8 protein-coding genes and 3 pseudogenes are annotated in these 13,383 nt (G+C 60.8%); 7 read left to right on the top strand and 4 right to left on the bottom strand.

All coding sequences use genetic code 11. From position 1 onward, the window contains the following. Nucleotides 1-189: hypothetical protein (locus SR3_RS32295; RefSeq protein WP_218018906.1), on the top strand; the 189-nt coding region annotated here is incomplete at its 5' end. Between the two features lie 29 nt (nucleotides 190-218). Here SR3_RS32295 and SR3_RS28920 read toward each other — a convergent pair. The 4 genes and pseudogenes from SR3_RS28920 to SR3_RS28905 all read right to left on the bottom strand — a co-directional run. Next, nucleotides 219-440, bottom strand: a pseudogene (locus tag SR3_RS28920) (transposase); the annotation flags it as partial. A 189-nt stretch (nucleotides 441-629) separates the two neighbouring features. Continuing rightward, entirely contained in the window at nucleotides 630-1,871 is a 1,242-nt protein-coding gene (locus tag SR3_RS28915) for an MFS transporter (protein WP_407668223.1), read from the bottom strand. Nucleotides 1,872-2,160: 289 nt separating this feature from the next. After that, a complete protein-coding gene (locus SR3_RS28910; protein ID WP_068094448.1) occupies nucleotides 2,161-4,530 on the bottom strand; it encodes a TonB-dependent receptor in 2,370 nt (789 codons plus the stop codon). A 244-nt stretch (nucleotides 4,531-4,774) separates the two neighbouring features. Further along, a complete protein-coding gene (locus SR3_RS28905; protein ID WP_068094443.1) occupies nucleotides 4,775-5,608 on the bottom strand; it encodes a GntR family transcriptional regulator in 834 nt (277 codons plus the stop codon). 164 nt (nucleotides 5,609-5,772) lie between these two features. Here SR3_RS28905 and SR3_RS28900 point away from each other — a divergent pair, with 164 nt between their 5' ends. From SR3_RS28900 to SR3_RS32860, 6 genes and pseudogenes are all read left to right on the top strand, one after another. After that, nucleotides 5,773-6,786, top strand: coding sequence for an SIS domain-containing protein (locus SR3_RS28900; RefSeq protein ID WP_068094440.1), 1,014 nt, complete (start codon nucleotides 5,773-5,775; stop codon nucleotides 6,784-6,786). A 32-nt stretch (nucleotides 6,787-6,818) separates the two neighbouring features. Then, nucleotides 6,819-7,664: a PfkB family carbohydrate kinase gene (locus SR3_RS28895; protein ID WP_068094437.1), complete on the top strand. Its 846-nt coding sequence runs from the start codon at nucleotides 6,819-6,821 to the stop codon at nucleotides 7,662-7,664. 20 nt (nucleotides 7,665-7,684) lie between these two features. Further along, a complete protein-coding gene (locus SR3_RS28890) occupies nucleotides 7,685-9,739 on the top strand; it encodes a hydantoinase/oxoprolinase family protein (RefSeq protein WP_068094431.1) in 2,055 nt (684 codons plus the stop codon). Further along, nucleotides 9,736-11,343: a hydantoinase B/oxoprolinase family protein gene (locus tag SR3_RS28885; protein WP_068094429.1), complete on the top strand. Its 1,608-nt coding sequence runs from the start codon at nucleotides 9,736-9,738 to the stop codon at nucleotides 11,341-11,343. The genes SR3_RS28890 and SR3_RS28885 overlap by 4 nt, the downstream gene beginning before the upstream one ends. Nucleotides 11,344-11,531: 188 nt before the next feature. Then, nucleotides 11,532-11,849: pseudogene (locus tag SR3_RS32865) on the top strand (IS481 family transposase); the annotation flags it as partial. Beyond that, nucleotides 11,838-13,322: pseudogene (locus SR3_RS32860) on the top strand (helix-hairpin-helix domain-containing protein); the annotation flags it as partial. The pseudogenes SR3_RS32865 and SR3_RS32860, both read left to right, overlap by 12 nt. Nucleotides 13,323-13,383 lie beyond the last annotated feature (61 nt).

Below are 13,383 nucleotides of genomic sequence, written 5' to 3'. Positions count from 1 at the left end.
TATCCCGAATGCCTGCAGTGCCTGCCACAAGGACAAGACACCGGCATGGGCCACGGCTGCGATCAAGGGATGGGCGGATCGCTCACCTTGGAGGGTCGATCAGTAGAAAAAGTTCGCACCTCCAACAGCCAATCGGCGGAGGGCATTCTGGCGACGACAAACGGCGGCTTTCCCGACCTTCGAATTTGAAGCCGCTGTTCCGGTCACCACGACTCCTAAACCATCCGAGTGAACACGCCCATCTCACCCCAGCGCTTCCAGCGGTTATACAAGGTCTTGTGCGGACCATATTCCCTCGGCGCATCACGCCAGCGCAGCCCGCTCCGATTGACGAAAATGATCTCGCTCAGCACCCGCCGGTCGTCTACCCAGGGCTTACAATGGCTCTTGGGAAAATACGGTGACAGACGCTCCATCTGATCGTCCTTCAGCCAATACAGGCGCTCATACTCAGTCTCCTCGCGGAGCCCTGAATCACATCGCCACCCGCCAATCAATAGGTTCTGAGCCTAGCTTGACTTGCGGTGTGTTATCTTGAGAGTTCGTACCGATGTCATAGATGTCGTGCGGACGCATCTCGCCGAGGATTTGTTCACACAGGCCAATCCGCCCCACCACAGCTTTATGTTTTAATCCTCAGACGGTTCCAAAAGGCGCTTAGGATAAGCAAATGCAGAGGTAACCGCTGAAACGGCACACAGAACGGTCATATACCAGCCAAAGGCAATCTCAGATCCTGTGCGCGCCTCAAGCCAGGTCGCAACCAGCGGCGCAGTGGCGCCGATCAACGCCGTGCCCAAGTTGAAATTGAGTGCCGCAGCTGCCCCCCGCACCGCACGCGGGAACGCCATGATATAGGCGTTGGACAAAGGCGCTGCCACAATGTTGTTGATGATGGCACAGATCACCAGAGCCGAAAGCGTGAGCGGGACCGAGATTCCAAGCACCGAGAACAGCGGCACGGTGAGCGCCGCATAGATGACGAAACCGCTCACCAACACACGCCGGCCACCAAAGCGGTCTGACAAAATGCCGCCCAGCAAGGCAGCGGGGGCGCCGAGGAGATAGAGCAAGATCGAGGCGAGCATCGAAAGCGAAGCACCAAAACCCTGCTGGATCAATGCCGTCACAAAGTAGGCCTGGATGCAGAAGGTGCCTACCCGATGCCCCGCCCCCATAGCGATCACGCGGAACGCCGTTCCCCAATGACCACGAAGGGCAGTGAACAACGGCACGCGCGCCGCCTTGCGCTCCGCAGCGGATGGTGCATGGAGCTGGCCATCATCGACCATCTGTCGGCGAAGATAGAGGGCGAGCAGACCGAGCGGCGCGGAGAGCAGGAAGGGGATGCGCCAGGCCTCGGAATCGGCAAAATGATCGCCGAAATAGGTTGTCAGACCCATGGCGACAACCGAAGCGAGCAGCGGCCCCAGATTGGTCGCGGCAATGCTCCAACCGATGAGATAATTGGGTCGAGCGCCTGGCTGCTGTTCCAGCACATAGCTGGTGGCAACCGTATATTCCGCGCTGGCGCCAATTCCTTGCAAGGTGCGGCACAGCACCAGCATGATCGGCGACCAGACGCCAATCGCAGCATAAGTGGGCAGTAGGCCAATCCCTACGGTGCCCAGACTCATCAAGTTGATCGTCAGGATCAGCACGAAGCGATGGCCTCGCAAATCCGCGAGGCGCCCGAGCATCAGCCCGGCCACAGGTCGTACAATGTAAGAGGTGATCAGCGTGGCATAGGTAGCGAGCAATGCCGTGGCCGGGTGACTGAAGGAAAAGAATGCTTTAGCCAGAAATACTGCGAGCAGGCCATAAAGCGTGGCGTCATACCATTCAACGAGGTTACCCAGAACCGCGACCACCAGAGGGCGCCGGATGGTATGAGTGCCCTGTGTTTCGGAGGGAATGGCGTTCGAATTATTCAACATGGACCAAGGGCCCTCCACAGGAATGTTCTCGGTATCGCCAAATATGTCATGTCTTAGGCTTAGGCGGCCTCGGGACGATCTGGCACTTAGCAAAACCACCGTTGACAGATGCAGTGCTCGTAGCACCTGACCGGATGCCTCGAGCGATCCTCTCCGAATGGGCCAAAGGGCCGTCATCCCTGTTCCAGCAGGAATGACGGCCCCCCCTCACCCCGTTGGGTCGTCAGAACTTCGTCGAGAAAGTTCCCATGATAGCCCGAGGCGAGGACAGCCAGTAGCTCGGCGCGGCCCCCGCGATGACCGTGCCATTGATGCCCGTCGTCGTCACAGCATTGGGCTGGACCGAAGAGGAGGCACCCAGATAGGGCTTGTTGGCAAGGTTCGTAACCGAGACACGAATGACCGGCTCCTTCCCGACATAGCCTGCGGGAATGTGATAGCCAAAGCCGAGATCAATCGTGCTGAAGGCTGGCATCTTCTCGTCATTCATGAAGGTGGTGTACTGCGAGCCGGTGTACTTATAGATGATGTTACCGAAGAAGGGCCCGTGGTGGAAATCGAGCCCAGCAGTGGCGGTCCACTTCGGCGCCTGGACGCCTTCCTTGCCGGCGGTGGGCAGATAGTCATTACCAACCTGGAAGTTGCTGGTGTTCTGAGTCCACAGATATTGGCCGTTAACATAGGGGCTGATGCCCCAGAAGGCCTTCAGTGCCAGTTCGGCGGTAGCACCGCGCATTTTCAGGCCGCCAGCGTTGTAGGCGCTGTTGACGCCCGCGCCGTTAAGATAGGCCAGCGAGGTGACGCTGTTGTTGTTCAGCTTCTTGTTGAAAAGCGCAACATCGGCGGTCAGCAGGCTGTCATGATAACGATAGCCGATTTCCTCGCCCACGGAGGTTTCCGGGCGGGCATTGGGATTGCCAAGCTGAGAGATGGCGCCCGTCGCGGCGTTGTATGTGTTCGGATAGGTCGTAATGGGCGCGTTGGTGCGCGCTTCAGTCACGACGTTGGCATAGACCTGCATGCGGTTGTTGATCTCATACGAGACCGTCGCGCGCGGCAGCAGTTTCTCGAAACGGAAATTCATCGCCGATTGCGTGCCCGGCAGGAGGTTCGTGCCCCCGAGACGATAGATGAAATATTTGACGCCAACCTCGAACTTGAGCTTATCGTCAAGGAACGATTGCGCGTCCTGGACCGACAAAGCGTTGATGTTGGTGTTGAAGGCGTAATTGGCGCCGGAGATTGCCTGTCCGCTGGTCGAACGAAGAATGGTGCTGGCCCAGTCCGGTGCATCCCCGCCCGCCGCGATGGGCGAGAAGCTGTTAAGCTGGGTCATCTGCCAGTGGTCGTACCACCAGCCAAAGGTGATGTTGTTGCTCGGCGTCAGCGTGACCTTCGCCGAGGAGTTCACACCGGCCGCAAACTGGCGTTGCAGCACGTTTGTCTTCACCGGGATGTTACCGTTGGGAAGGAGGAACATGCCTGTGGTGTTAACGGTCTGCTTCTGGCTGCCCGCATAGACGCTGTTCGGGTTGAGCGACGATTCACCGGGGCTGTTCGAGAAGATCCACTGATAGTAAGGCGTGATGTGCAACTCGATCTTGTCAGTCGGGTGCAGCTCATTGTTCATGGCCAGCAGCAGGTTGCGACGGGTGTAAACCGCATACTTCCAGTAATTGTTGGTGTTGCTCTGTGGGTTGAAGGAAGACAGGTAATTGCCGGCAGTGAAATCGCCCGTCCTCTGATCGGCACGGTACTGAGCCAGTGAATAGGCTTGCGAACGCACCGCGCTCCAGTCGCCATAGGAAAGGAAGAGAGTGCTCTTGCCCAGTTCGCCCCAATCCTTGGCGATCTTGAAATCGACATGCAGGCGCTTGCCAATCGCGTTCGAGGGAAGTGCGAACGTGCCCGCCTGGGTGTACGAGATCGAGCCGAACGCCTTGAGGCCTGTGTTGCCGATCAGGCCGGTGTCGATCCCGGCGAAGACCCGCTGTCCCTTATACGAGCCATAGCCATAAGAGGCCTGCGCGCCGGGCTTGTCGTCAGGATCGCGCACGGTCATGCTGAACTCACCGGCGACCGCTGTCTGGACAGGATCGGTGATGCGCGTGGAACCCGGCAGGATGGTCAAACCGGCCAGATTTTCGTTGTCAGCATAGGTTTCAGAATAGGGCTGGAGGTAGGCGCGGTCCATCGCATTGACGCCATCGACCACCCAACCGATCTTGTTCATCGGCAGCCCGCGAAGTTGCAGGGCATAGCGAATGCTCATCTGATAAGGGTCGGACTGGCCAGTGTTGACGCCAGGCAGGGTCGCGACCAACTGGTACGGACCAGCAATGCCCATCTTCTGCTTGATCGCTTCAGCGCTGATGCTGTTTGTGGTTTCGGGCTGGCGCTGAACGATCATCAGACCGCCAGCGATCGGACGCTGCCGGCCGGACACGACGATCTCTTTCAGAATGTCTTCAGCTGCAACGGCCGTGCTGGCCTTTGGCTTATCGGTTCCTGCGCCTTCAGCCGCCGACGCATTTTGCGCCAAGGCGGACTGGGAAGCGAAAAGACCGGCCGCAGCAAGCGCGGTGGCGGTCATCAATCGAGTGCGAAATCCCAAGCTCATCGAAACCCTCCCTTGAATTTCAATTCCGCCAACAGGCGATCAGGAACGAAGAGGGAGACAAAGGGCATAAACCGCGGTGTCGGCTGGCCTAATCGTACCAGAGCGCCGCCTCAGCATGGCGGACCTGACGGGAGGTACTATGATTTTGGAATATACCAATGGCAAGATAATTTTTCAGTTTCGTGAATTTTGGTTGGCCGTTGGTATACGCATTGACTTAAACCAAAGCTGACAAACCAAATTCTGAAATAGCCTCTCGACTCGTAGCGTTCTCAGCCTGCACTGGTGTAGACAGGTCGATCTGGCCGGTCTTGAAAACCACGAGCTTAGGGTGGTTCACAGAGCGCATATATTCGATCGGCTGCCCGGCCTCGTCATGCACCTGTAATTGCAAAGAAAGGCAGGCCGTCCCCACACCCAGGTCAAGCAGCCTGGCCTCCATCTCGTTACAGGTGGTGACGCCGATTTCACGATCGCCGCGCATAGCACCGATTCCATAGCGATTGTGGAGCAGGCTGTAGAACGACTCGCCCCCCATCAAATCCTGCGCCGCGAGATCAGGCACCAGCGCGAGCGGAAGGTGGCTGGTTTCGATGCAGACAGGGATATCGCTGGCCGTCCACAGACGCCGAAACATCACAATATCCGCGCCAACCTCCAGTTTCAGGCGTTCCGCGACCTTTGCCGAGGCCTTTGCCTGCTCGAAATGGAGCAGCTTGTTGCCCGCGGTTCCGCCGCCCGCCTGAATGATTCGCCGGATGCCCTGCGAACCAAAGGATGAATCGATCGGGCGGGTGACGCGCGGTACGGGAATGCGGGTGCCGCTGGTGCTGTTTCGCTCCAGCAGGCCCATCGTGATCAAGCCTTCGATCGCCTTGCGGACGGTCATCCGGTTGCGCCCCAGCTGCTCGGCCAACGCCCGCTCAGAAGGGATACGGTCGCCGGGGTTGTATTCGGCACTGTCCAGAAGCTCCTGAATATAGGCCTGGATCTGCTTGTAAGCCGGGCCGGCCGAGCCATGCGGCTCGTCTGGTTGCTTCGGGGGGCTCAAGGGACTTCTCCTTCACGAAACTTGGTTTGCATCATGCCACAAATCCTGCCTCAACCATGACAAGAATTATTCATACCATTGCCACAAAACTGGTGGACACCGAAAGTGTCATTGGTATAGTCCAATTTAACACCCACACACCACCGACATTCTGGAGAATATGCATGGCTTCCGTCGTGACGCGTGATCAAGTGGTCGACACCCTGGATCAAGCCGTATCCCTGCTGCCGGAAGCCTTCGCTTTCGGTGAATCGCTCGCCAGCGAAATCGACCGCATCTATTTTGTCGCTCATGGCTCGGGCAACCGCGCGATGCAGGCCATCGGCTACTGGATCGAGCATTACAGCCCATCGATCGAAGTGCGCCGCTACTTCCCGTCCGAGTTCATGGCCATGAACCCGCCCCGCCTCGATGAGCGCACGCTGGTCATGCTCTCGTCCAAGTCGGGCACCACGCCGGAAACCAATGCTGCGGCCGAGTTCCTGAAGGACAAGCCCTGCAAGGTGGTGTCCTTCACGATGAAAGAAGAGAGCCCGCTGGCCAAGGCCAGCCCCAAGACCTTCATCGTGGGCGACAATTCGGAATCGCTGATCTCTCTGTTCATGGTGATGCAGGCCCTTGTCGGCGGTGTCATGAAGGGCCGCGATGGCTGGGCGTTGGGCGACAAGCTGTTGTCGTCGCTCTCTGCCCTGCCCGCCGTCGTCGGTGCAGTCGCAGAGTCCAGCGATGCGCGCGGCCTGGCATTGGCCAAAGAGTATTATCAGGACGAAACAATCTATCACGTCGCCTCAGGCCCAGGCTTCATGTCGGCCTACAACTTCGGCGTCTGCATCCTGATGGAAATGCTGTGGCTGCACAGCTACCCGATCGAGGCCGCCGAGTTCTTCCACGGCCCCTTCGAGATCCTCGATGAGAAGACCCCCTTCATCCTGATCGTTGGTGAAGATCCGAGCCGTCCGCTGATGGAACGTGTGATGCGCTTCTGCGAAAAGCATGGCCGTCGCATCATGACTTTCGATTCGCGCGACTTCGACATGCCCGGCATTGATCCTGAAATCCGGCCGATGCTGGCGCCGCATATCGTCCAGACGGCCCTGAAGCGCTTTTCGGAGCATCTCTCGGATCTGCGCGGTCAGCCGCTTTCGACCCGCCGCTATATGTGGAAGATGGAATACTGATCGGCGTATTGGACTTAGAGGGAGACGCCGCCATGACCCGTATTCTCGGCCTGGGTGACAACACGATCGACACCTACGTCGATGCCGGGGTGCAATACCCCGGTGGCAACGCGGTGAACGTGGCGGCGATGACCGCCAGACTCGGCGCCACTACAGCCTATCTTGGCTGTGTCGGCGACGATGAAGGCGGCACCCTGCTCTGCACCGCGCTTGCGGCAGAAGGGATCGACATATCTCGAGTCCGCACCCGTCCTGGCGCAAACGCTCGCGCTTTCATCGGCCATGTCGCCGGAGATCGCCAGTTCATCAGCAGCAGCCCCGGCGTGCGCGCCGACTATCGCTGGGAAGAGGCGGATTTCGCTTATATGGCCAAATTCGACCACATCCATACCAGCATCTACAGCGAGCTGGGCGATGCCCTGCCCAAGATCGCTGCCAGCACTCAATCGCTGTCATTGGATGGCTCCAACCGATGGACGGTGGAGTATCTGCAACGGGTTCTTCCCTTTGTGCGTTTCCTGTTCCTCTCGGCTTCGGAATTGACGGAGCGGGAAGCGATGGACCTTGCGACACAATGCCTCGGGTTCGGACCGCAGGCGGTTGTGCTGACGCGCGGCAGCGACGGTGCCATGGGCATGGATGCCCATGGCACCGTGGTCCAGCCTGCAGTGCCAACTGCGGTGGTCGATACACTCGGCGCTGGCGACGGCTTCATTTCTGGCTTCCTGACCAGCATGCTGTCGGGCGGCACATTGAAGGAAGCGATGACACGGGGAGCGGGCTTTGCTGCTCAAGTCTGCGGATGGCAGGGCGGCTTTGGCCATGAAGCTCCATGGATTGGCGACGCGCAGGCAGCTCGCGCGACCGCTTCACGATAATCACTAGAGGAAGGCAAAAAATGGTCTGGCGTATCGGGATCGATTCCGGTGGTACTTTCACCGACGTGTGCCTGTTCAACGAGGAGGATGGCCAGGTTCAGATCTGGAAAGTATCCTCCACGCCCGACGATCCGTCGCGCGCCATCGCGCAGGGCATTGCCGAAGGCATGGAGCGTGTCGGCATCACTGCCGAGGACGTGGGCTATTTCGGACACGGCACCACAGTCGGCACCAATGCGCTGATTCAGCATCGCGGCGTGAAGACCGGGCTCATCACCTCTGACGGCTTCCGCGATCTGCTGGAAATCGGTCGCCAGAAGCGCCCCGACCTCTATGACCTCCAGGCCGACAAGGAGCCGGTGCTGGTTGCGCGCGATCTTCGCCTCGAAGTGCCCGAGCGCGTCCACCATGACGGTTCGGTCGAGACCGTGCTCGACGAAACCGCCGTGCGCGAGGCCGCCCGCGCCCTGCGCGAAGGCAGCGCCAAATCCGTGGCCATCTGCTTCCTTTACAGCTTCGTGCGACCAGAGCACGAAGAGACGGCACGCCGGATCGTCGAGGAAGAGTTCCCCGAGGCATTTGTCAGCACGTCGAACGAGGTCGCGCCTGAGTTCCGCGAATATGAGCGTATGTCCACCGTCGCGGTGAACGCCTACCTTGGCCCGGTGATGCAGGGCTATATCAACCGCCTCGCCACCCGCGTTCGCGAGCTGGGGCTCAAGGTCGCACCGCGCCTCACCCAATCGAACGGCGGCGTGATTGGCATTGAGGCTGCGGCCAAATTCCCCACCCGTACCGTGCTGTCGGGCCCAAGCACTGGCGTCGTCGCGGCGCAGGACCTGGCCCGTCAGACCGGCATCACCGAACTCATCACCTTCGACGTGGGCGGCACCAGCTCGGACGTTGCCCTGCTCTCGGGCGGCAAGTGCAAACTGGTGGGCGAAAGCGTCGTCCATGGCTACCCGATCAAGGCTCCGATGCTCGACATCCACACGGTGGGCGCAGGCGGCGGCTCGATCGCGGCGGTGGACAGCGGCGGCTTGCTCAAGGTCGGCCCGCGCAGCGCTGGCGCCTTCCCCGGCCCCGTCTGTTACGACAAGGGCAACGAAGAGCCCACCGTCACTGACGCCAATGTCGTGCTCCAGACGCTCAACCCCACTCATCTTCTGGGCGGGCGCATGGAAATTGACCAGGGCAAGGCCAAGGCCGCCATCGGCCGCCTGGCTGACAAGCTCGGCATGGATGTGATGGACACCGCGCAGGGCATCATCTCGGTGGTGGTGGCCAACATGGCCCGCGCCATCCGCCTGATCTCGGTGCAGCGCGGACATGATCCGCGCGACTACACGCTGACCGCTTTTGGCGGCGCCGGGCCGCTCCACGCCGCTCGTCTGGCGCGTGAACTCGACATGCGCCGCATCCTTGTGCCGCTGACGCCAGGCATTATGTGCGCCACCGGCCTGCTGCAAACTGACCTGCGTGCTGATTTCGCCACCACCAGCATGACGCTGCTGGGGACAGACTCGCAGGCGACGTTGGCGACCGCCTATGAAGGTTTGGAAGCCCGCGCGCAGGAATGGTTCACCGCCGAGGCCATCCCGCAGGATGATCGGGTGGTCCAGCGCACCGTTGATGTGCGCTATGCCGGTCAGAACTACGAAATTGCGGTCGAGGTGCCCGCCGGGCCAGTCAATGTGGCAACCATCGCCAGCATCCGCACCCGCTTTGAGGAAGAGCATCGGAGGCTTTATGGCTTCATTGCCGAGCATGACCCGATCCAGCTCGTCACATTCCGGGTGGGCGCCACGGGCCTGGTTGCGAAGGCCGCCTTCCGTCGTCACCCTGATGCTGGCCCCGATGCCTCGTCGGCCAAGATCGGCCAGCGCGACGTGTGGATGCCCGAGGCCGGTGGCTTCACCCCCTGCGCCATCTATGATCGTGCTAAGCTGAAGCCCGGCAACCGCATTGCCGGTCCAGCCATCATCGAACAGATGGACACCACCACGATCGTCCTTCCCGATATGATGGTCACCGTCGAACCGCATCTCAACCTGATCCTGGAGTTCCTGTCATGACCACGGATACCATCAACCGCGTCGCCGTCGATCCGATCACGGTGGAAGTGATCGGCAGCGCGATGATGTCGATCGTCGAGGAGATGGGCGAGGCGCTGGTGCGCGCCAGCCACTCGGCCAACATCAAGGAACGCCGGGACTGTTCGACGGCGCTGTTCGACGCCAATGGTCGCGCCCTGTGCCAGGCTGACCATATCCCGATGCATCTGGGCAGCTTTCTGGGCATCATCCCCCACATCCTGAAAGCTTACCCGGCCAGCGAGATCCATCCCGGTGACATCTTCGTTGCCAACGACGCCTATGAAGGCGGCGCAACCCACCTCCCCGACATCGTTGTGGCTGAGCCTGTCTTCGTCGATGACACGCTGATCTGCTGGGCGGTCAACACCGCTCACCATGCTGATTTTGAAGACCGCGGCCATGCCCATATCTATCAGGAGGGTATTCGCATCCCGCCGCTCAAGATGTATCGGCGCGGCGTGCTGCAGGAGGATCTGCAAAAGCTGATCCTGCTCAACTGTCAGGTGCCCAAGGAGCGCATCTCGGACTTCCGCGCGCAATTCGCCGCCAACCGCCTCGGTGTCGAACGCATGCAGGCGCTGTGCGCGCGCTATGGCCGCGCGGTTGTCACCTCCGCCGGCGAAGAGCTCATGGACTATGCCGAGCGCAAGATGCGTGCAGGTATCGCCGCCATCCCAGACGGCACCTACACGTTCAGCGATCGCTTCGATAACCCCTCGATCGAGGGCGAAATGACCTTTGATTGCACCATCGTGGTCAAGGGCGACGAAATGGACCTGACTTTCGATGGGCCCGATCAGGTGCGCGCCGGCATCAACATGGTGATGACCGCGTTGCTCGCCACGGTTTATTACGCTGTGAAGTCCGTGGTAGATCCCAGCATCCTTCCCAATGCCGGTTTGGCCCGCCCATTAAAGGTCCATGCGCGCGAAGGATCGATCCTCAACTGCGTCTGGCCTGCTGCGGTCAATGGCCGCATCGCTCCCTGCCAGCGGGTGGCGGACATCGTGTTCGGCGCGCTGGGTCAGGCTGTGCCGCACAAAGTGACGGCAGCGGGAAATGGTTCCTGCTCCTCGGCCACCTTTGTGGGCACCAAGCCTGACGGTGGCCTGTGGGTCTATCTTGAAACCATCGGCGGTGGCGCTGGCGCGCGCTACAACAAGGATGGCCTGAGCGGCGTCCACGTTCATATGACCAACACCTCGAACCTGCCTGCCGAGGCGCTGGAAACAGAATATCCCCTCACTCTGCTGCGCTACGAAATGGTGGACGGCTCGGGCGGCGACGGTCAGTTCCGCGGTGGCATGGGTCTGCGCCGTGTCTATCGCGCCGAAAATGAGTGCCGCATGTCGGTCGATGGCTCGCGTCAGATCAGTCAGCCTTGGGGGCTCGCTGGCGGCCAGCCTGGTGCCTCGGGAAGCTTCGATTTCTCGGGCGCCACAGACAGCTTCGAAAGCGGCAGCGGAGTGCTCTACAAGGGTGATGTCATCAGCATCATCACGCCTGGTGCGGGCGGCTATGGCGCTCCTGCGCAGCGCTCACCCGAAGCCCGTGCGCGGGATCTGGCCGAAGGGCGCGCCTGAGCTTTGCCAGTTCCCCCCGGTATTGATGTTCCTCGGGCGCCGGGGGGAACCCAATCTGGCGTAAGCACAAAGCCTAGCTGTTTGATCCCAGGGTTTGATGGTGCGATCCTTTCGTGGGAATGGAAGGAAGCCATATGGGACAGGTACGTTATGGGAGCGCCACGACCACGTAAGCCGTCAGAGCAGCAATACAGCGATCGCAAGCTTCGCTCGCGACGCTGAGCCGGGAGTTGGGCATCAACCCCAAGACGGTTGCGAAGTGGCGAAAGCGGGCAACAGTAGAGGACTTGAAGACCGGGCCGAAGGCCCCTCATTCCACGACACTCACAGAATCTGAGGAGACGGTGGTTGTCGCATTCCGGCGCCACAGGCTTCTGCCGCTGGATGACTGCCTGTACGCGTTGCAGCCGTCGATCCCGCATCTGACGCGCTCAACACTGCACCGTTGCCTCCAGCAGCACGGCATCTCCCGTCTGCCAGACATTGATGGCGACAAACCGGCCAAGTTCTATGACCTCGTCATCGAGGTCGCAATTGTGCGGCCCGGCCCAATTCAGGGCGATATGGTCCATCCCTATCTCCGCCGCCGGGAGGGCAGGGAGAAGCCCGAATACCCGAAGCCGGAACTGCGCGCCGTGCTGGAGAAAACGCTGGGCGTGCCCCTCTTCCAGGAGCAGGCGATGAAGGTCGCCATCGTCGGGGCAGGCTTCACCCCTGTCGAGGCCGATCAGCTGCGCCGGGCCATGGCCACCTTCAAGATGACGGGCGGGGTCAGCCACTTCTATGACAAGCTGGTCGGCGGCATGGTCGCGCGCGGCTACAGTCAGGACTTCGCCGAGCGCACCTTCAAGCAGATCGAGGGCTTCGGAAGCTACGGCTTTCCCGAGAGCCATGCCGCCAGCTTCGCCAAGATCGCCTATGCTTCCTGCTGGATGAAGCATCATCATCCCGATGTCTTCTGCGCCTCGCTGCTCAATGCGCAGCCGATGGGCTTCTACGCTCCGGCCCAGATCGTGGCGGATGCCAGGAAGCACGGGGTCGAAGTACGCCCGGTTTCGATCAACCACAGCCATTGGGACTGCACGCTCGAACACACCTCTCGCCAGTATCTGGCGGTGCGCCTCGGCTTCCGGCAGGTGCGTGGGCTGGCCAACCTGCACGGCGCACGGATCGTCGCGGCGCGGGGCGACCAGCCCTATGGCAGCGTGGAGGAGGTCTGGCGGCGGGCGGGCGTGCCCCGCGCGGTGATCGAGCGGCTGGCCCAAGCCGATGCTTTCGCGGCCATCGCGCAGGATCGACGGCAGGGTTTGTGGAAGGTCAAGGGGCTAGGCGATGCCCCCTTGCCCCTCTTTGCAGCAGCGGATGCCAAAGAGGAGCAGTTCTCACCCGAGGGTGTCGAGCCGGTCGTGACGCTCTTGCCGCTTACCGAAGGGCGGGAGGTGGTCGAGGATTACCGCTCGATCCAGCTCTCCCTGCGTGCCCATCCGGTGAGTTTCCTGCGAGAGGAGTTGGCGGGCATGAAGATCGTAGCCTGCGGCGATCTCCTAAACCAGCGTGACGGGCGCAATCTCGAGGTGGCCGGCATCGTGCTGGTCCGGCAGCGCCAAGGGCGTGCTCTTCGTCACCATTGAGGACGAGACGGGTGTGGCCAATGCCATCCTGTGGCCGACAAGTTCGAGGCCTATCGGCGGCAGATCATGTCAGCTTCGATGATCGCGGTGCGGGGTCGGCTCCAGAAGGAAGGCGAGATCATCCATGTGATCGCCGACCGGATCATCAACCTCGACCCCATGCTTCGCTCGATCGGGCGGCAGGATTTGAACCTGCTACACGGGCGCGGCGATGGCGCAGCCCATGGCGGCGGCCCCGATCCCCGCGACCCCGGTTTTCCCAAGGGTCGCGTGCTGGCTGCGCCTGCTTTCCGAACCGACGGAAAGCAGGACGATATTCTGCCCGTTCGCAGCCATGATTTCCACTGAAGCGCTTTCACGCGCCCGGCATTCGGCCATCGCTGCCTTGCGCTGACGGGGTCTCTCAGTC

Source organism: Novosphingobium rosa NBRC 15208 (assembly GCF_001598555.1).
GTDB lineage: Bacteria > Pseudomonadota > Alphaproteobacteria > Sphingomonadales > Sphingomonadaceae > Novosphingobium > Novosphingobium rosa.
The sequence above is the reverse complement of the archived record's forward strand: the minus strand, read 5'-3'. Positions and strand labels throughout refer to the sequence as shown.

What these genes read in the sequence shown, in the direction of transcription:
- SR3_RS28910 (WP_068094448.1), bottom strand. Translation starts at nt 4,530, where the DNA reads ATGACCGCCACCGCGCTTGCTGCGGCCGGTCTTTTCGCTTCCCAGTCC.
- SR3_RS28900 (WP_068094440.1), top strand. Translation starts at nt 5,773, where the DNA reads ATGGCTTCCGTCGTGACGCGTGATCAAGTGGTCGACACCCTGGATCAA.
- SR3_RS28895 (WP_068094437.1), top strand. Translation starts at nt 6,819, where the DNA reads ATGACCCGTATTCTCGGCCTGGGTGACAACACGATCGACACCTACGTC.
- SR3_RS28890 (WP_068094431.1), top strand. Translation starts at nt 7,685, where the DNA reads ATGGTCTGGCGTATCGGGATCGATTCCGGTGGTACTTTCACCGACGTG.
- SR3_RS28885 (WP_068094429.1), top strand. Translation starts at nt 9,736, where the DNA reads ATGACCACGGATACCATCAACCGCGTCGCCGTCGATCCGATCACGGTG.